Here is a 19,202-nt window from a genome sequence, read left to right as displayed (position 1 = left end):
GCAGTCGTGCAGGCCGCAGCGCGTCGCCTCGCACAAGGCGCCGGTCTGCTGCTAGGCAACACCAGGATGCCGAGGCAGATGCGGACGGTTCCTGGCTGCCCAAAGAACGTGCTGATGACGATCCTGTCAGATCATGCCTGGCACGCTCAACTTTAGCCGTGGCGCGTCGTGTCTAAGCCGTTCGTTGCCCAGTCGATGTCCCGTTTCTTGGCGCTCACGCGAAAGCTACCTGTTTGGATGAAATAGCCATCTGGCACCGGGAAGCAGTGCGACCAGTGGTCGGTCCCATTTTTCCCGTTTTCAGAAGGCACTACCAGCGTCACGTGGTCATTATCGAAGAAGAACCCAACGAACTCCTGCAGCGTAAGTGGCGTCTCACGCTCGACGAGAGCCACGCCGCGTTCCTTTCGCTCCATCTTGTGGTGGCCGCGTGGAACCCCCTTGGCATCGCCGGTCGCTCGGATGCTTTTGACTGCTTCCAGCGAAATATGAGTGACGTGCCACTACTTGATTTCGAGGGCCAACTCTTCCAGACCCCGCCGCTTGAACTGGGTCCTGAAGGGCGTTTCGAAGAGGGCGAGGTAGGCGTTATACAGGTCGTCATCCGGCGCATTCGACGGGGCTCGCACTTTCATTTTTCTGCTTCCCCGTGAGGCACGATGCGTGTCGCGGCATTATGCCGGGTTACGGCGCGTGCGGCGATCCATCGGCGCCGGTGTGGGGGCGAGCCTATACAGGACGAGAGTGATTGGGATTGTCGCCGGCTAGCCGGCTTGAGGGATACCCTCAATTGCAGCTAGCAAAAGGCCCGCCGTTTAAAGGCGGGCATCTCTTTGTCATGGGGCTCTGCTTACTCAGCTTGACTGAAAGTTACCCCGGTTGTGAGGGCGTTGGCGAAGCCGTGGTTGACATCACGGTGACCGACCTCGTCGGCGCGCACTGCCACCACCACGTCACGAAGGCGGGCATTAGTCGGCAGGTTCCAGTATTCGATCGCGAAGGCTGGGGCGGAAACGTTCTCGACGCGACCAGCATCGATTTCGGTTAGGTAGAGGGTGTAGCTGATCACCGCTTGTTCTTCGAAATATCCAACCAGCCGGTGCGCGGTCCGGGCGGACGCCAGATACAGAAGGAAGTATGTCACGAAGAAGGCGGCCTGCACGAGCAAGATCACAGCTCGCTCAAACCAGCTCGGCCGGGCGAGCTGGATAAACGTCATCAGGTGCATCCGTTCGTTCTCTGCTTCCTCGAGCAGAGTGCGAATCCACCCTTCATCGGCCACCATCCAGCGCAGGCAACGCAGATGGACCAGCATGCCACCAACCATTCCAGGCACCGCCGCCACGGTTTCGAGCACGATGGCGCGGTTCCCATAGCGCTTGGCAAAAAATGTATCGGCGAAAAAGCGCAACGTCATCGTGATGGCCAAGGCGACGCAGTCGGAAAGGCCGGCGACATTGTGATGAGCATTGAGGTCTGTCGACGGGTTGATGGGGGCTTGCATGATGGGCTCCAAGTTTTGAGCGTTGCGATTGCGATCGTTCAGGAGAAGTGGGTGGCCGGTCCGCATCCCATAAACATGCATTTACGATACACCTTTTAAAGAGCAACAACAATGCGATTTGCTGCTTCGCAACATGTCATGGGCGATTACCGGTTTCGAGTGGGATGGCTCGGATTCAAAATGTATTTCATAGCGCACTATGCTCGCCAAGGCTCAAGCCTATATGGGCCTGGAGGAGAAAACGGCACTTCTGTGTGAAGCACTAAAGGCCTTGATCCGGCGTGAAGCCGCGAAACGACTCGCGAATCCTGGTGGTAGCCAGCCGGGCATCAAGGGGGCACCGCGTCGCCGGCAGGACGTCGAATGATTCTTGTCGACACGTCGGTCTGGATTGACCACATCGACGCTTCTGACCCTAGGCTGATTAGCCTACTTGCCGAGGAGCGTGTGCTGGCTCATTCATATGTGATAGGCGAGATTTCGCTCGGTAGTCTGCGTGACCCTGACGTCGTGCTTGGCGCATTGCTCGACCTGCCGTGCGCGCCAGTTGCGACGCCGTAGGAGATTTTTTATCTGGTCGAGCGTGAAGGTTTGTTCAATCGTGGAATCGAATATGTCGACACGTCGTGACGGAAAAGTGGCTATACGGCCTCACCCGGATCGGGCTCCAAGGCTGCGCCATGCGCCCATCCCGGCACATTGATGTAATAGCGCACCGCTTTGCCCACACCGTGGCTCCACAATTGCCCGCCCGTGACCATCTCCGAAAGGTCGCGTGTAGCCGTGGCCTTTGAGACGCCGGTCATCTTCATGTACTTCTCAGCGTTCAGGCCGCCCAGGAAGCCACCGTTCCCGTCGTCGAGAAGCCGCTGCAGCACCTTGCGCTGCCGATCATGAATCCCGCTGCCCTCATACTTCTCCCAAAAGCGCCTCTTCTCGATCGCCTGGTCGATGACTTGGCTTGCGGCAGAACATGCCGCCGTGCATTGGCGCGCAAACCACCGCACCCACGACGTCACGTCGGCGTCACCACGCTGAGCTTGATTGAGGGCGTCGTAGTACGCCGAGCGCGAGGTCAGTAGCTGCCGCGAAAGACTGTAGAAGCGCACCGGTTGTCGCAGATGCTGCGCCATGGCCATGTCAACAATGGCCCTCCCAATACGGCCGTTGCCGTCCTCAAACGGGTGAATGCTCTCGAACCATAGGTGCGCAATAGCGGACCGAGCGAAGCCATCGATCAGCTTGCTGCCCGACGTCAACGGAGAGGCCTGCGCTGGCGAGGACTCAGCAAACCATGCGAGGAAGCGCGTCATCTGCGCTGGCACGTCCTTTGATGGGGGTGCCTCGTAATGCACCACCTCACGGCCTGGCGGACCGCTTACGATTTGCATCGGATCGTCATGGTCGCGGTATCGGCCGACGGCGATTCGGTCGATGCCGGACGTGCCACCAGGGAATAGCGCAGATTGCCAGCGGTACAAGCGGTCCCTATCCAGGGGCAGATCAAATGCTGTTGCGGCATCGCTGATGACCCCAACCAAGCCATCGACATGGCGGTCGGTGGGCCCCGATGTCGCCAAGCCAAGCCGCCTCATCACTGACGACCGGACAACATCGAGCGACAGGCGCTCCCCTTCAATGGCGGCCGTGGCCACCACCTCATCGGATAGCGCATCCAGCGCGACCTGGCTGGTACTTCCAAGGCCAATGGCCATGGCCTTGCCCTCGACGACACCGTGCATCCGGTAGGCCTCCGCCAAGTCAGGCGCGATCATCTGCGCGTCATAAATGAAGTCAGGCCATTCTGCGCGGCGCCAGATCCAGGAAGAATTCGTGCTCATGAGCCGCATTTTGCCATATTCGGCTCACATGGTGCGCCGCTTTTTAAGATTTGCGGCTCACGTCCGACACCACTTGTTGTGTCAAGGCTGTTTTTAGATGTCAGTCGGCTGGCTAATTTGAAATGTCAGTGCGGTCGTGCTTCTTGTGGTTTGGCCGTAGCGCTGTCCGCTCCACACAGTATTACCGCCAGAATTCGCATGGCGCATTTGTCACAGCTGCGACTTGAGCAGTTCGGTTATCGCCTTCAGCCTAGAGACCATCATTGAAATCATGGCCGAGCGCGGCCTGTCGCTTGCGCTCACGACGATCATGCGCTGGATCAAGCGGTTCTCGGCTAGGCGGGCCATGGACAAACAGCATGGCTACCGTGACGTTGATCCACAGAACGTCTGGCCGGAGTGGCAAGCATCTCGTGCAGAGGCACTACGTGGCATGCGGTGATCGAGTATCACAGCCACATCTGACATGCGCATGACTGCAGCACAGTGAGCGCGACGAAGCTCTCAGCTGCCAGTAGTTACTCGTCAAAGTCCTTGAATTGCCGTGGGCCCTGGACCCAGATGTCGCCGGAACGCGGGCGATTGCGCAGTTCGGACAGCGCGCACAATTCATAGTGCCGGCGATCGATGCCCTTCTTGGTCAGCACCAATAGCTCCCGGCGCTTCTTGACGAAGGACGTCGGCGCATCGGCCGTCTCCCCCGCAGCCTAATTGCCGGGCGCCGCTCGCGCTGGCACCTCGACGGACAGTATCCTGCCGCTCTCCAAGCGCACTAGCCGATCACCGACATGGAAGTAACGGTCGTCGTGGGAAATCACCAGGATGGTTTTGCCCTGCGCACGCAGTTCGGGAAGCACCTGGTGGTAGAAGAACTGCTTGAACACGGGATCTTGGTCAGCCGCCCATTCGTCGAAGATCAGAATGGGGCGATTTTCCAGGTAGGCGGCGACCAGCGCTAGCCGCTTACGTTGCCCCTGGGACAGCTCGCGCGTGGTGAACGCGCCATTGCGCACCTGGACCTTATGCTGGAGATGGAGTTTATTGATCAGGCGATTGCCTTCGACATCGATCTCCGGCCGTCCCGTTTCCAGCAACTGGTCAAACAGGTGGAAGTCTGAGAACACCGCCGAGAACAACTGCCGGTAGCTGTCTCGGTTGCCATCGCCCACCGCCGCGCCGTCCAGCCGCAGCTCGCCCGATTCCTGTGGATACAGGCCGACGATCAGCTTGGCCAGGGTGGTCTTGCCGCTGCCGTTGCCGCCCACCAGGAACACGATTTCGCCCGGGACGAAGCTAAGGTCGATCGGACCCAGCTCGAAGAAGTCGCCGCTTTGCTCATGGTAGTAGCGGTGCTTCACGCCACGCAGTTCCACAGAGCCGAAGCTCAGCACTTCTGCGTGCGCGGCCGTGGCTTCCGGCGAGGCCATGTGCCGGCTCAACTCGTCGATCCGGGCCGAAGCGATACGCGCCAGGTTGGCCTCGGGCAGCCAATCCAACAGGCTTTGCAGCGGCGTCACCATATACACCAGCACCAGCGCGAAGCCGGTCATGACCCGGGCTCGCTCCGGCACATCGCCGACCAGTGCGAACAGGACCAGCCCGATAAATGCATAGATCAGAAAGTTTCCCCAGCCTGCCGCGGCTTCGAAGATCGCCATCCCACGCATGCGGTGGTACTTGAACGCCTCGATTGTGGTGCCGAGCATGTCGGTGGCGAAGCGGCTGCGCTTGTGGCGGTTCTGCCGTAGTTCCTTGGCGCCGTCCGTCAACGAACGAAAATAGCCGAACAGGCGGTCCTGCTCCTTCGATGCCGCTTCCAGATGGCGCGCGGCGCGGCGGTGCGCGAGCAGGTAGCCCACCGATCCCAGGACGATTACGCCGATGGCCGCCAGGAACACCTGGCTGGACAGCATGGCAAGGTAGGCGAGGCAGCCCACGACGATCACACCGTTGGTCAGAATGTTGGGAACGCTGACAAAGAACCGCGCCACGTCGGCCACGTGGTCGGCCAGGGCCGAATGGACCTTGGCCGCACCCACTTGCTCCAGCAAGCGGATGGGCGCGTCCATCACCCGCTCCGAGACGAACTGGCGCAACTCCGCCATGGCGCGCTGGCGCAGGCGTTCGAACAGGATCTTGGACCACACACCACAGACCAGCGCCCCCACCACCACCGCAGCGAATGACCACGGCAAGCTCGCGTGAGTGGCGCTGTCGGCCATCAGGGCGTTGTTGATCTGGGTAACCAGCAGGACGCCGCATACGCCGGAGACAACGCTCACGATCGACGCCGTCAGCAGCAGCAAGCGCGACCGCTTGATCAGGAAGGTAAGCACATGGACCTCGAATCGAAAGAAGACTCCTGGGAAGACGGTTCAGGACGCGGGTTGTTTACCTCCGGCACCCGGGCGGCGCATGGCGCTTGCCTTGCGCCCCTGGCGCTTCTTCCACCAGATCACCGCGCCAGTGACGCTGAGCACCGCCACTGCCAGCCCCATCGCGCACACGAGCAGCCGGAACGGCAAGCCCCACACGGCAGCCATATGCAGGCTCCCTAGCCAGGTACGGACGGTATCGCCGCTGGCCGCGCCGGCCGGCAGCCACACGCCGCGCGGCTCGCCAGTATCGACATCGAAATAGACGGTGGTATTGCCGGTATGGTCGCGAACGTCGCGGCTGCTGCGCACCGTGTAGTGAAACAGCGCCTGGCGGGCGTCGTAGTACAGCGACTGCTCGCCGAGCACGCGAAAGCCGTGGCGATCCGCCTCGCCCCGCATCAGGCTGCGCCCGGTCTGCCAGGCCTGCCGCCAGCCCAGGCCCGGCTCTGCGCGTGGCCGCACGGGGGCCACTGGCGCCGCCGGCCCCGCCTGGTGAGAAAAGCCGGCCTGCATGACCGGCTGGTAGACCTGCGGCAAGTTGAACGCCACGCTGCTCCAGGCCAGCACGAACAGCATGGCCCAGACCCACAGGCCGCTGGCGCGATGCAGATCGAACTGGATCTTGTATGCGCTGCCGTCCCAGCGCACCGCCCAGGCGGGCCGCCAGCGCGACCACCACGACCTGGCCGGGCGCTGCTGGGCGGGAGCCGCCACCAGCGGCATGCGCGCGCCGGCGGGCAAGGTCAGGAAGGCGCCGGCAAAGCAGTCAAGGGTCCACAGCAACGCGACGATGCCCAGTGCATAGGCTCCCACCGATCCCAGTGCCAGCGAATAGTGCAGCCGGTAGACAAATGGCATGAAGTTCTTCATCCCCTGGGGGATCTCTCCCCATTTGCGTGCGCCAAGAATCTCGCCCGTGTATGGATTGATGAAAACCTGGTTGTCGGGTAGTGGCAGCGGAGCCCCGAAACCTTGGTCCGGCCTCGGCTCCAGGAAGAAGGCAGTCGCAAAGTCCGGCTTCTGGCCAAGCGGCACAAGCATCACGGTTGCATCGGGATAGTGCCGCGCGACGATATCGCGCAACGCCAGCGGGTCCAGGCGGCTGGCGTCCGGCCCAGGCGATGACACGCGGAACAAGTCGGGACTGGCCAGCGCCTCCAGTTCTTCGTTCCAGGCCAGCAGCATGCCGGTAATGCCAGCGACAAACAGGAAGCCGGCCATCACCAGGCCAACGTAGCGATGGGCCAGGACCACGAGCGCGCGCGCCGGCTGCGGGCGTGGCGCGGCACCGGCGACCTGCGCCCTGCCCTTGAACCGTGCCAGTGCGCGACGCGCGGCGGCTTGCGCGTGGGAGCGTACGCGGCGAATCATGGGCGCATGGCGAGATGAGGCCAAGCCAGCCATGGCCGGGTCATGGCGACAGCACCAAGCGCTTGAGCGCCGGATCCCGCGCGATATCGGCCTCGCGGAAGGGGAACCGCAACCATTCCTGCCGGGCGTAGCGCAGCACAGCCGGATCGGCCGCGCCGCGTGCATCAAGGGCCAGCGCGGAGGCCTTGAGTCCGTGTGCCAGCAAGGTATGAGCCTCCACGCCTTGCTGGCCGAAGCGAACTACTTGCAGATAGCTGTTCCCATGGGAGTTCGGCCCCATGCCGTAGCTGCCATCGTCGTTGCAGGCCACCGTGAAGTACCCGGCTTCCTGGCATCCGCCATAGAGCGGGACCGTCCACGCGGCACTGCTGGCGAGGCGCGCGCTACCCAGCGGCGCATCCAGCGGCAAGCCCTTGCTTGCCAGCTCGCTTACCGCATCGGCCAGCGCCTGCGCCACCCTGGCGTCAGCGGCATTGGGCGTGCTCGGCGTGAGCAGCGGCGCTTGAGGCGAGAACGGGACCTGGTAGAACGCGGCGGCTGGAATCTTCTCCAGCCGGGCCCAGAAGGCATCCCAAAGGATGGCGCCACGATCTTGCGCCAACGCCCGGTCAGGCCAATGGCGCAAGACCGTGCACGCATGGCGTACGTCGACGCGGCGCGCTGCGGCGGCTGTGTCGCCGCTACCGACTTGCGCGGGCAGCAGCACTGCGTCGTTGGCGCACGCCGCATCCAGCAGCGGCGCCTTGAACTGCTCCGCCGAATACGCCCGGGAACCCAGCACGGCACCCATGACGCGCTCGCTCAGCATGCGGGCCGACGGCGCCCGCGAGCGGCTAAGCGCGCCGGCCAGCTGGTGGCCCTGGCGCCCGCGCAGCGACAGCGCCTCGCGTTCGCCGCCGAGCATGGCGGAGAAGCCCTCCAGCGGCTGCGCCGGGTTGCTTAGCCAATAGCTGTCGTTCATGTTGGCCACGTAATCCTCGCGCAGCAGGCTCGGCATGGCCGACGCCGGCATGGCGCCTGGCTGGGCGGCGGCGGGATCGGTGACCCAGTCGCAGGCGGAGCGGCTGCCGTCCAGGAACGGGGTGCGCCGATCCGCGCCGGCAAATGCCTTGCCGAGCTGGGTCGTACAGGCCTGGCGCAGCGCATCTGGCACATTGGGCACGGCGCCGATGTCCGCGTACCAGGCACGGCCATCATCCTTGCCGATGGCAGCGGTGTTGACCCATGGCATGCCGGCTTCGCGGCGCTGGATTTCGATGAACTCGTCCAGCGAGTGCGCTTGGTTCCAGGCAAAGAAATTGCGGAACAGGCGGAAATTGTCCGCGTTGATGTCGCGGATTGCCAGCGCGTGCCCCGCGTTCCAGCCGAAGGCCGGATTGTGGCTCCCCAGGTCGATCACCGGCCCGAATCGCGAGCGGTAGAGCGTGCGCGTGACCGTTCCGACCGAGCCGTCCTGGTTGCGGACCTCGACCGCGACGCGAATTGCCTGCATAGCCTCGGTCACGCCGTCGACACGGTAGCGCGTGGGATCGGCCGGATCGAGCGCCAGCTCGAACAGGCCGAAGCGCCGTGCTTCCGATACCGTGTGGCTCCAGGCCACATGATTGTTGAAGCCGATCATGATCACCGGGATGCCCAGGAATGACACGCCGGCGACGTCGAGCTTGCCCGGCACCGTCAGGTGCGCCTGGTAGAAGCGGTCCGCGCCGCCCCAGTACCAGTGCGGGTTGCCAAACAGGACGCCGCCTTCCTCGCCGGTCGCCTCCCTGCCGAACGCAAGCATATTGCTGCCCAGCCCGGCCGATGTGCCCAGGCGGGCGGCCAGCCTCGCGCGCAGGTCGGCGCCATGCGCCTGTGCTGGCGCGGGCGCGCCAGGCGTCGCGTTGACGATCTCAGGGATAAATCGGGCATAGCCGGCGGCCAGGTTCGCGGCGTACATGCGGCGATAGATGTCTTCGGGTGTGATCTCGCGCACCCAGGCCTGGCCGCGGCAATCGTGCGACGCGCGCTTGCCGCTATCGTGCGCGGTTTCGCGCAGGTAGCGGTTATAGCCCCGCGCGAAGCCGGCGATCAGCGCATTCAGCTCCGCCGGCTGCGCGCTGCGCAAGCCCTCGACGGCGCGCGCGTCGGCAAAGGCCCGGAAGAAAAAATCCAGGTCCAGGTTCTTCGGCCGGCCGAAGGTGGCGTTATTCTCGGGCCGCCCAAGCGCCCCGAAATAGTAGGCCCGCCGCCCTGCGAAGGTCACGAAGGCTTCGGCGAGCGGACACAGCGCGTCCTGCGCCTGCGCATAGCCCAGGCCCAAACCCGCACCTTGCCAGTCGCCGGCCCGGATGTGGGGAATGCCGTCCGCCGTCCTGCGCACCTGCACCTGCGCCGCTGCGGCGCCGTCCCCGCGGCCCGCGCGCGCTTGTGCTTGCAAGGACGTGCCCAGCACTCCCACCACGCCCAGCTGGATAGCCGCGAGCAGCCACAACCGATTCCACATGCCTTCACTCCCCGTAGTCGATGGACGGCTAACGTCCCTCCATGACGGAGATAGACGGATCAGGGACGATCTTGTTTAACGCGGGTGCAAGAGGCAGGGGCTGAACAAGCGCGCGGCTGCAACGTCTTTACCCTGAGCGGAGGACAACTCTGCTTCAGATCAATCGATGGATCCCTTGTCCCTCGCCAGCGCGAGGCGCGGCATGCCGTGGCTGGCGGATCCGCCAACAACCGGAGCGTGTTCCATGTCAAGTTCCAACGTCCTGCCGCTGCCCGACGCGATCGCGACGAAACGGCCAGAGCCCCTGCAACACCGCCACAACGCGCTGTCGCGCCCCTACGAACTGGGCACCAACCCCTTGCTGGAACGCCAGAAGGCACGCGAGTCCAACGCACGAAGCTATCCACGTCGCCTGCCCATCGCGCTCAAGCGCGGGCGAGGCATCTACGTGGAAGACGTGGAGGGGCGGGTTTTCATCGACTGCCTGGCCGGCGCCGGCACGCTGGCGCTGGGGCACAACCATCCACTGGTGATCGAAGCCATCCACCAGGTACTGCGCGACGAATTGCCGCTGCTCACGCTCGACCTGACCACCCCGGTCAAGGACGCGTTCGTCGAGACCTTGTTCGACATGCTGCCGCCGGCGTTCGCCGCGAATGCACGTATCCAGTTCTGCGGGCCCACCGGCGCCGACGGCATCGAGGCCGCACTCAAGCTGGCAAAGATCGCCACTGGCCGCCAGACCATACTCGGCTTCCATGGCGCCTACCATGGCATGACGCAGGGCACGCTCAACCTGATGGGCAACCTGGGGCCGAAGACCGCGCTGGGCGGGCTGGTGTCCGGGGTGCAGTTCCTGCCCTTCCCTTACACGTTCCGCAGCCCGTTTGGGCTGGATCCCCAAGCGACCACCACCGCCAGCCTGAGCTATATCGAGAACATCCTGGCCGATCCGGAATCGGGGGTGCCGTCGCCCGCCGGCATCATCACCGAAATCGTCCAGGGCGAAGGCGGCGTCATTCCGGCGCCCGATGACTGGGTGCGCGGGCTACGCGAGCTGAGCCGGCGCGCGGCGCTTCCGCTGATCATCGACGAAGTGCAGACCGGCCTTGGGCGGACCGGCAAGATGTTTGCATTCGAGCACGCGGACATCGTTCCGGATGTGCTGGTGCTGTCGAAGGCAATCGGCGGGAGCCTGCCGCTGGCGGTGGTGGTCTATCGCGGCGAACTAGACCAATGGAAACCTGGCGCGCACGCGGGCACGTTCCGCGGCAACCAGCTGGCCATGGCGGCGGGCACTGCCACACTGCGCCTGCTGCGCGCCGATCGCCTGGACGTACACGCCGAGAGCATGGGCGCGCGCCTGCGCAGCCGCCTGCGCGAACTCCAGGCCCATTACCCCTGCATCGGCGACGTGCGCGGCAAGGGGCTGATGATCGGTATCGAACTGGTGGACCACGAAGGTAAGCCGAACCGCCTGGGCCACATTCCCGCCGATGCCGCGCTGGCCGCCCGTCTGCAACAAGCCTGCCTGCGCCGGGGGCTGATCATCGAACTCGGGGGACGCCATGGCGCCGTGGTACGCCTGCTGCCGCCGCTGATCATCTCGGAATCCGAGACCGATCATGTCGCCGATATCATCAGTGCCGCCTTCGCCGACCTGCATGGCGACCACGGGACCCGCTGAATTCCTGCCTGCGTGATGAAGTTTCCGATGGAGGTCTGTAGAAATTACGCTACAATTTAATAACAATTCTCATTTAGATTTGCGGGGATTGGAGATCCCGCGCGCCCACTGGCTTCCCCTTTGGTCCCGGAGAAAGGCAAAGCGCCCGGCTGGACAGTCCGGCGCCATGCGCGACACCTCTTAACCAATCGATATATCGGGGGCAGAGCCGGATGAATGCGTTGGTCCATGAACTAGTGGCGCACTATGCCGACCTGCGCCGATACCTTACGCGCGAACTACGCGACCGCGACCATGCGGACGATATTGCCCAGTCCAGTTTCGAGCGCGTCTACGTGCAGGCGCTCGAGGCAGACTCCCGCGCCTGCCAGGGAGAATCCACCGAGGTAGGCATCCGTTCGATGCGCGCCCTGCTTTTCCGGGTCGCTCGCAACCTGTGCGTGGACGAGGCACGCCATCGCCAGGTTGTCCAATCCTGGGCGCGCGACCGCGTCGCCACGGAATCACACGCGGCCGCGCCCTCCAGCGAATTCCTGGCAGCGCAATCGCAAGTGCTCGAAAGGGTCGTGGCAACCCTGGAGGCACTGCCGCCCAGGCGGCGCGAGGTCTTCCTGCTCTCGCGCGCCTATGGCTATAGTCATGCCGAGATCGCGCAGCGCCTGGGCATCACCGAGATGGCGGTGGCCAAGCACCTGGTGCGCGCCGTGGTCGACTGCTCCAGGATTCTCCTCGAACTGCGGGCGCAGTTACTGGATCCGGCGCCGGCACCCACCCACCAGACTTTCAAGGCGTCACTGGCCGAAGAACACTGACCCCACCCGACCACGCGATGGCCTCCTCACAACAAGAAAAGCTGCTGGAACATGCGCTTGCCTTCATCATCCAGATCGATGGCGGTAGCCGCGAAACCGCTGCCCACGCACAGACCTCGCTCGATCAGTGGCGGGCGAAGTCGCCCGTGCACGAGCAAGCCGCAGTCGAGGCCGCACGCCAATGGGACATGCTGGGTGGCCTTGGCCCCCGCCTGCGCGAGCAATTCGTCGAACCTGCCCGCATTACCCGCGTCGCGCCTGACCACCGCCGCAGAAAGGTCCTGCTGTCCATCGCCAGCCTGATCGGCACGGGCGCCGTCGTTGCCCAGGGCCTGCGCTGGCACTGGCGCCAACCCGTTTACAGCGCCAGTCATGAAACCGGCACCGCGGAGCAACGCCGCGTACCACTGCCTGATGGCCCACAGCAAAGCCTGCTCACCCTCGCACCCGAAAGCCGGGTGGCCATCACCCTGTACCGCAACCGGCGTGTGGCCGACATGACGGGAGGCGTGGTTCGCTTTGAGGTGGCGCGCGACCCCGGGCGCCCGTTCCAGGTGATCACGCGGGAAGCCGTGATCGAGGTCATTGGCACCGTGTTCACTGTCAGCGACCGCGGCGGCCGCATTTCCGTCGGCGTCGAGCGCGGCCATGTCCGGGTCCGGGTTACCCCCCGGCAGGACGCAGGGGACCCGGCCACCCAGGCCATCGACCTGTGGCAGGGCCAGTCGCTGACCATCCGCAATGGCGAGGCGGAAGCCGTGCGAGCAGTGAACATTGCCTCGTTGTCATCCTGGGTCGATGGCTGGCTGATCTTCGACGGCATGCCGCTGGGCGATGCGCTCGCCACCATCAACGCCTATCGCGCACGCCCCATCCTCGCCACTGATGAGCGGGTGAAGGCCCTGCAACTGTCGGGGCGCTTCCGTACCGACGACTCCGCCGGCCTGGTCGCCGCCCTGCCGATCATCCTGCCGGTCCGGGCGGACACCAAAGCCGACGGCAGTGTGGAGCTGCGCCTGTCCCGGCGCTAGTCCTCGCGGCCTCGGGACCGACCCGGACAACGGGTTCATCGGGTGCGGCACCGCATGCCGTCCCGACGCGGGGGAATTACCTGTCCTAGTTTCCGCGAATGAAACGTCTTCATTAAGGAAGTCCAATAGCAAAGAGCATTTTTTCTATTGCGTGCTGCTGCCAAAAACATTGAACACGTCTCATTTACTAATCAGGAGTTTCCCGAGCCATGCGTTTCCGTCCCCGCCAGCGTTTGCTGGCAGCTGCCCTCACCACCGCTTTTGGCGCCGCGCCCCTCGCATGGCACGGACACGCTACCGCCCAGGCCAGCACGCCGACCGCGGCGCAAACATTCGAGGTAAGGATTGCCTCCCTGCCGCTTAGCGCGGCACTCACCGAATTCTCGCGCCAGACCGGCCTGCAGGTGTATGCCGACGCGACCCTGGTGTCCGGCATACGCGCCAACGCCGTGGCAGGCAAGCTCACGGCCGACCAGGCCCTGGGCGCGTTACTAGCAAATACGCTGCTGGAAGCCACAAAAACCAGCGCCGGCGGCTATGCGATTCGCCACGCGACCGAAGGTGCCAGCGGCGCTACCCTGCCCGCGGTCCATATCGTGGCGAGCGCGGAGGCCGAAACCGCGAACGGCCCCGTGCACGGCTATGTCGCCAAGCGCAGCGCCACCGGCACCAAGACCGACACGCCACTGATCGAGACGCCCCGCTCCATCTCCGTCATCACCCGAGAACAGATCGAGGCGCAGCAGCCCAGCACCATGCAGGAGGCACTGGGCTATACGCCCGGCATCTTTGCCCCGCCCCTGGCCGCTTCCTCGACCGATTCGACGTCGGGCTTCGCCATCCGGGGTTTCCGCACCAGCGATGGCGATGCGTTCTACCAGGACGGCATGCGCAACAAGTTCCCCGGCTGGTTCGGCTTCAGCGGCTACGAGCCGTACGGTTTCGAGCGCATCGAAGTGCTGCGCGGGCCGGCCTCGATCATGTACGGCCAGGGCCAGCCCAATGGCACCATCAACATGATCTCCAAACGCCCCACGGCGACGCCCCTGCATGAGATCGGCGTGGAATTCGGCAGCTTCGACCGCAAGCAAGTGACGGCGGACTTCGGCGGCCCGATCGATGCCGCTGGTGAATGGAGCTATCGCCTGACCGGGCTGGCGCGCGACAGCAATACGCAGATCGACTATTCCAAGAACAACCGCTACTTCCTCGCCGGCGCGCTGGCATGGCGTCCGTCGGCGCGGACCGACCTGATCTTCCGCGCCGGTTACCAGCGCAACGATGGCGAGTCGAACAACAACCTGCCCCTGGCCGGCACGCTGCTGCCTAACGTCAACGGCAAGATCGTGCGCAATCGGGCCGTCAACGACAACAACAACGCGCACTTCGAGAACAAGTATGTCGGCTGGCTGTTCGAGCACCGCACCGACAATATCTGGACCTTCCGCTCGAACCTGCGGCTGAACCAGCAGACCGGCAAGCGCCAGTACGCGCGCAGCGGTGGCTACCAGGCCGGCCAGGAACGCATCATTGACCGCAATGTCGGCAACTACTGGTCGATGGGCGGCAACTACAACCTGACGATGGACAACCAGGCCCAGGCCAACTTCCACACCGGCATTGTCGAGCACACCGTGCTGGCCGGCGTGGACTACGCCAGGCAGAGGGACGGCTGGCAGCAGGGCAGCGGCATGGCGGCGCCGCTGGACCTGTTCAACCCGGTCTACACGCCGGTGAGCTACAGCAACAAGGCTACCTACCAGCGCACCGCGAACGATCAGCAGGTCGGCCTGTACGTGCAGGACCAGATCAAGATCGACAAGCGCCTGGTGTTTTCCTTGGGCGGCCGCAAGGACTGGGCCAAGAACTGGACCGATGCCGGCACGCCGGGCACCAGCCTGGCTCACACCAGCCAGTCCGACAGCGCCTTTACCTGGCAAGCGGGCACGGCCTACCTGTTCGACAATGGCATCACGCCCTACGCGAGCTATGCCGAATCCTTCGTGCCAACGCTGGGTAACAACTACTATGGCACCCCGTTCAAGCCGGAGACCGGCCGCCAGTACGAGCTGGGTATGAAGTACCAGCCGCCAGGCAGCAATACGCTGGTCACGGCCGCGGTGTTCGACATCCGCCGCCAGAATGTCATGACCCCGGACCCGATCCAGCCGCTTAACCAGATCCAGAAGGGCGAAGTCGGATCGCGCGGGCTTGAGCTAGAAGTCAAGAGCGAAATCGCCAGGGGACTGAACCTGATCGGCAGCTACTCCTATACGCGGGCCAAGGTCGAGAGCAGCAACGATGGCGATGCCGGCAAGGACCTGGTCCAGTCACCGCGCCATACCGCATCGCTGTGGGTCGACTACGCGCTGCCTTACGCCCTGGTGGCCGGACTGAATGTCGGCGCGGGCATCCGCTATATCGGCGCGACCTGGGCCGATAGCATGAACGCCACGCGTGTGCCGGGCTACACGCTGCTGGACCTGTCGGTGCGCTATGACCTCGGCCGGGCCAGCTCCAGCCTGAAAGGCGCCCTGGCTTACCTGAATGTCAAGAACCTGACGGACAAGACCTACATGACCTGCTTCTTCGGCAACTGCCTGTACGGCCTGGAGCGCACGGTGACGGCTGGCGTCCGGTACAACTGGTAAGTTTGACGGGCGAGCCCGGACCGGATAGTGGGCCTGCCACGATCCAATCCGGGCCCGCCGCGCGCGCTTAGTCGATCCCGCGCAGGCAAGCCTTCAGTTCCGCCAGGAACGCCGGCTTCGTCAACAGCGACCGGTGGTCGCTCTGCCCGATCACGCTTTCATAGCGCACCTGCGCGATAGGCCGCCAATCGCGCACGGTTTCCCGCTTGCGCGCCAGCGTATCGTCGGCATGCCAGACATAGGCCGCGACGTCGCTCCGCAGCCAACGGTAGCGGCGCATCATGGCCGAGTGCCGGATCCCGGCCCAGGCGGCGAACTCCACCGAGCCGAGCGCGGGCCCGTCAAGCGGCAGCGGTTGCCATTTCTCACGCACATAGTCCAGCACCAGCGCTTTCTCGCCCTCCCCGATGCCGGCAAACAAGGCTCGCCAGTGCGTGGCCATCGCCGAGCGCTCGATCCACGCCCCGAGCACTGTATCGAATTGCGCGGCGTCGCGCTCCCGGCCTTCCGCGCAGGTCTCGGCCCCGACCGGATGGCAGACATCGAGCATGCCGGCAAAACGCACGTCCACCATGCCTTTGAGCTGCCGCGCCGTCTCGAATGCCAGGTCCCCGCCCGACGACCAGCCAAGGAGGGCAACCGGCTTGCCCCCTGCCATTGCCGCGATCTGGCTGGCGTATAGCGTCGCCAGATCCTCGAAGCGCCAGGTGTGCCAACGTGCGCGCGACAACGTATAGCAGCCAAAGCTGTGCACGGCGCGATCCTCACCCACCGCATCGACGATCGCGCCGTATTCGAACGCGTTCACGTGCAGGCCCGGGAAGCAGTACAGAGGTATCCCCGCGGCCTGGCCGCTGCGCCTGGCAAAGTGGATTTCGCATGGGTTGGGCGAGGCCAGCCGGCCAGCCTGCTCGTGCAGGACCGGACATTGGATGGCCTCTTCCACGGTGAGGGCGCCTTCGCCAAAGCGCCGGCAGGCCGCCGCCACCAGCCGAAGCACAGCCAGCGAATGCCCGCCAAGTTCAAAGAAGTTGTCCTGACGGCCGACGCGGTCCGGGTCCAGGCCTAGTACCTCCGCCCAGATCGCCGCCAGGGCAATTTCCGCGTCACCCCGGGGCGGCTCCCAGGCCAGCGCGTTGCCGGCCTCTGGCTCGGGCAGGGCCTTGCGGTCCAGCTTGCCGTTGGGGTTCAGCGGCAGCGCATCGAGCAGCACGACCGCTCCCGGCACCATGTAGTCCGGCAACGCCTTCGCCAGTTGCGCCCGCAGCGCGCCGGCTTCCAGCGGCGCACCCGGGCGGGCCGACACATAGGCCACCAGTTGCGCGCCGGCCGGCATCGGCCTGGCCACCACCACGGCCTCGGCCACACCCGGCTGCGCCAGCAGCTGCGCCTCGATCTCGCCCAGTTCGATGCGCAGCCCGCGGATCTTCACCTGGTGGTCCAAACGCCCCAGGTACTCCAACTGCCCGTCCTGCCGCCAGCGCACCAAGTCGCCCGTGCGGTACAGCCGCCCGCCTCCGCTGTCGAGCGGATCGGCCACGAAGCGCTCCGCGCTCAGCCCCGGCCTGTGCAGGTAGCCACGCGCCAGCCCGATGCCGCCCAGGCACAGCTCGCCCGCCACGCCCTGCAGCGCCAGGCTGAGATCCGCATCCAGCACATACGCCTGGATCCCCGCGATCGGCTGGCCGATGGCCACGTGGCCGTGCCCGTCATCGCGGCAGGTCCAGTGCGTGACGTCGATGGCCGCTTCGGTGGGGCCGTAGAGGTTGTACAGCGCAGCGTCCGGCAGCCGTGCAAAGACCTGGCCCTGCGTTTCCACCGGCAGCGCCTCGCCGCTGCAGACGATGCGCCGCAGGCTGGTGCAGGCCTCGATCCCCTCGTGCGCCATGAAGGCTTGCAGCATCGACGGCACGAAGTGGATCGTCGTCACGTCGTACTCGCGGATCAGCGCCGTCAGCGTCGCCGGGTCGCGGTGATCCCCCGGCTGCGCCACCACCAGCCGCGCGCCCTGCATCAGCGGCCAGAAGAACTCCCACACCGACACGTCGAAGCTGAACGGCGTCTTCTGCAGTACTGTGTCGGACGCCGTTAGCGAATAGGCCTCCTGCATCCAGGCCAGGCGGTTGCTCAACGAACGATGCCGGTTCGCTGCGCCTTTGGGCCGGCCGGTGGAGCCCGAGGTGTAGATCACGTAGGCCAGGTTCTCGCCGTGCAGGGCAACCTCGGGGTTGTCCTGCGATTTGCTGCCAAGGTCCAGCGCGTCGAGTTCCAGCACCGTCATCGCCGCCGTATGCGGGATCCGTTGTGCCAGGTGGCGCTGCGTGAGCAACAGCCCGATGCCGCTGTCCTCGACCATGTAGGCAAGGCGCTCGGCGGGGTAGTCCGGGTCCAGCGGCACGTAGGCGCCGCCCGCCTTCAGGATGCCCAGCAGCCCCACCACCATCTCGACCGAGCGCTCCACCGCGATGCCGACCTTGGCCTCGGGCCGCACGCCCAGCGCGATCAGCCGGTGCGCGAGCCGGTTGGCGCTGGCATTGAGTTCCGCGTAGTTCAGCTGCGCGCCGCCAAACACCAGCGCCGTGGCCTGCGGCCGCGCTGCCGCCTGCTGCTCGATCAGCCGGTGCACCGGTTGCATGTCAGGGTACTGCCGGTCATTGACGCCCCATTGCCGGAATTGCCGGCGCTCGGTGCCCTCCACCATCGGCACATCCCCGAGCGCCTGGTTCGGCCGCTCCGCCAGCGCGCCCAGCAAGGCCACGTAGTGCCAGCCAAGGCGGCACACCGTGTTCGGCTCGAACAACTCCGCCGCGTAGATCAGCCTGACCCCGACGGTGCCGTCCTTCGCTTCCGTGACATCCATAGTCAGCTCGAACTGCGCGGCACTCGCGCCAAGCTCGTAGCCCGCCACCGCGATGCCGGGCAGCCGTGCCAGCGCCTCGTCGGCATCGCGCTGGTGGTTGAACATCACCTGGAACAAGGGACCATGGCTGCGGCTGCGCCCTGGCTGCAGCGCCTCCACCAGCTGCTCGAACGGCAGGTCCTGGTGCGCCTGCGCGCCCAGGGCGCCCTCCCTGGCCTGTTGCAATACCTGCTCTAGGCGCATGCGCCCGCCAATCACATTGCGCAGCACCTGCGTGTTGACGAAGAAGCCGACCACGCCCTCGGTCTCGGCGCGATGCCGGTTGGCGATGGGCACGCCAACGCGGATATCCGCCTCGCCCGTGTAGCGGTGCAATAGGGCCTGGAAGCCGGCCAGCAGTACCATGAACAAGGTCGCGCCCTCTGCCTGCGCCCGGCGGCCCAGCGCCTGCACCAGCGACGCAGGCAGTACGAAGCCGTGCCGCGCGGCACGGTAGCTGCCATCGGCGCGGCGCGGATGGTCCGCCGGCAGCTGCAGCACCGGCTGCTCGTTGCCCAACTGCGCCGTCCAGTAAGCAAGCTG

Annotated in this window: 14 protein-coding genes and 1 pseudogene; 8 read left to right on the top strand and 7 right to left on the bottom strand. The window is 65.1% G+C overall.

Annotated elements, in window-relative coordinates; genetic code table 11:
- The first annotated feature begins 323 nt into the window (after positions 1 to 323).
- The gene (locus tag AC1RQC_RS34035; RefSeq protein WP_492885914.1) at positions 324 to 653 is read left to right on the top strand and encodes a hypothetical protein; all 330 of its coding nucleotides are present in this window, start codon (positions 324 to 326) and stop codon (positions 651 to 653) included.
- Between the two features lie 197 nt (positions 654 to 850).
- Here AC1RQC_RS34035 and AC1RQC_RS34030 read toward each other — a convergent pair whose 3' ends face one another.
- Positions 851 to 1,504 (bottom strand): alternative oxidase, encoded by a 654-nt coding sequence (locus AC1RQC_RS34030; RefSeq protein ID WP_492885912.1) that lies wholly within the window; start codon positions 1,502 to 1,504, stop codon positions 851 to 853.
- Positions 1,505 to 1,703: 199 nt separating this feature from the next.
- Between AC1RQC_RS34030 and AC1RQC_RS34025 the strand changes: the two genes are divergently transcribed.
- Together AC1RQC_RS34025 and AC1RQC_RS34020 are read left to right on the top strand one after the other, a co-directional pair.
- Positions 1,704 to 1,871 (top strand): type II toxin-antitoxin system VapB family antitoxin, encoded by a 168-nt coding sequence (locus tag AC1RQC_RS34025; RefSeq protein WP_492885910.1) that lies wholly within the window; start codon positions 1,704 to 1,706, stop codon positions 1,869 to 1,871.
- Positions 1,868 to 2,065 carry a type II toxin-antitoxin system VapC family toxin gene (locus AC1RQC_RS34020; RefSeq protein WP_492885908.1) on the top strand — a complete coding sequence of 66 codons (198 nt, stop codon included), beginning with the start codon at positions 1,868 to 1,870 and terminating at the stop codon, positions 2,063 to 2,065. The genes AC1RQC_RS34025 and AC1RQC_RS34020 overlap by 4 nt, the downstream gene beginning before the upstream one ends.
- 80 nt (positions 2,066 to 2,145) lie before the next feature.
- Here the strand turns inward: AC1RQC_RS34020 and AC1RQC_RS34015 are convergent, their stop codons facing one another.
- Positions 2,146 to 3,345 carry a Fic family protein gene (locus tag AC1RQC_RS34015; RefSeq protein WP_492885906.1) on the bottom strand — a complete coding sequence of 400 codons (1,200 nt, stop codon included), beginning with the start codon at positions 3,343 to 3,345 and terminating at the stop codon, positions 2,146 to 2,148.
- 262 nt (positions 3,346 to 3,607) lie between these two features.
- Between AC1RQC_RS34015 and AC1RQC_RS34010 the strand changes: the two are divergent.
- A pseudogene (locus tag AC1RQC_RS34010) lies at positions 3,608 to 3,679 on the top strand (IS6 family transposase); the annotation flags it as partial.
- A gap of 184 nt (positions 3,680 to 3,863) precedes the next feature.
- On the opposite strand, the gene AC1RQC_RS34005 reads toward AC1RQC_RS34010, so the two are convergent.
- The 4 genes from AC1RQC_RS34005 to AC1RQC_RS33990 are packed head-to-tail and all read right to left on the bottom strand — an operon-like array spanning position 3,864 to position 9,579.
- On the bottom strand, positions 3,864 to 3,992 hold the full coding sequence (locus tag AC1RQC_RS34005) for a hypothetical protein (protein ID WP_492885904.1): 129 nt from the start codon (positions 3,990 to 3,992) through the stop codon (positions 3,864 to 3,866).
- 60 nt (positions 3,993 to 4,052) lie between these two features.
- Positions 4,053 to 5,681: a cyclic peptide export ABC transporter gene (locus tag AC1RQC_RS34000; RefSeq protein WP_492885902.1), complete on the bottom strand. Its 1,629-nt coding sequence runs from the start codon at positions 5,679 to 5,681 to the stop codon at positions 4,053 to 4,055.
- A gap of 39 nt (positions 5,682 to 5,720) precedes the next feature.
- Positions 5,721 to 7,094: a PepSY-associated TM helix domain-containing protein gene (locus AC1RQC_RS33995; protein WP_492885900.1), complete on the bottom strand. Its 1,374-nt coding sequence runs from the start codon at positions 7,092 to 7,094 to the stop codon at positions 5,721 to 5,723.
- Between the two features lie 40 nt (positions 7,095 to 7,134).
- Entirely contained in the window at positions 7,135 to 9,579 is a 2,445-nt protein-coding gene (locus AC1RQC_RS33990) for a penicillin acylase family protein (RefSeq protein ID WP_492885898.1), read from the bottom strand.
- 244 nt (positions 9,580 to 9,823) lie between these two features.
- Between AC1RQC_RS33990 and AC1RQC_RS33985 the strand changes: the two genes are divergently transcribed.
- From AC1RQC_RS33985 to AC1RQC_RS33970, 4 genes are all read left to right on the top strand, one after another.
- A complete protein-coding gene (locus tag AC1RQC_RS33985) occupies positions 9,824 to 11,266 on the top strand; it encodes a diaminobutyrate--2-oxoglutarate transaminase (RefSeq protein ID WP_492885896.1) in 1,443 nt (480 codons plus the stop codon).
- A gap of 212 nt (positions 11,267 to 11,478) precedes the next feature.
- A complete protein-coding gene (locus AC1RQC_RS33980) occupies positions 11,479 to 12,078 on the top strand; it encodes an RNA polymerase sigma factor (RefSeq protein ID WP_492885894.1) in 600 nt (199 codons plus the stop codon).
- A 17-nt stretch (positions 12,079 to 12,095) separates the two neighbouring features.
- Positions 12,096 to 13,109, top strand: a complete 1,014-nt coding sequence (locus AC1RQC_RS33975) for a FecR family protein (RefSeq protein ID WP_492885892.1) — start codon at positions 12,096 to 12,098, stop codon at positions 13,107 to 13,109.
- Positions 13,110 to 13,318: 209 nt separating this feature from the next.
- On the top strand, positions 13,319 to 15,760 hold the full coding sequence (locus tag AC1RQC_RS33970) for a TonB-dependent siderophore receptor (protein ID WP_492885890.1): 2,442 nt from the start codon (positions 13,319 to 13,321) through the stop codon (positions 15,758 to 15,760).
- 67 nt (positions 15,761 to 15,827) lie between these two features.
- On the opposite strand, the gene AC1RQC_RS33965 is transcribed toward AC1RQC_RS33970, so the two are convergent.
- A partial coding sequence (locus AC1RQC_RS33965) for an amino acid adenylation domain-containing protein (protein WP_492885888.1) occupies positions 15,828 to 19,202 on the bottom strand: 3,375 nt, incomplete at its 5' end.

It is taken from the genome of Cupriavidus sp. GW822-FHT03E04 (assembly GCF_058801495.1).
The sequence above is the reverse complement of the archived record's forward strand: the minus strand, read 5'-3'. Positions and strand labels throughout refer to the sequence as shown.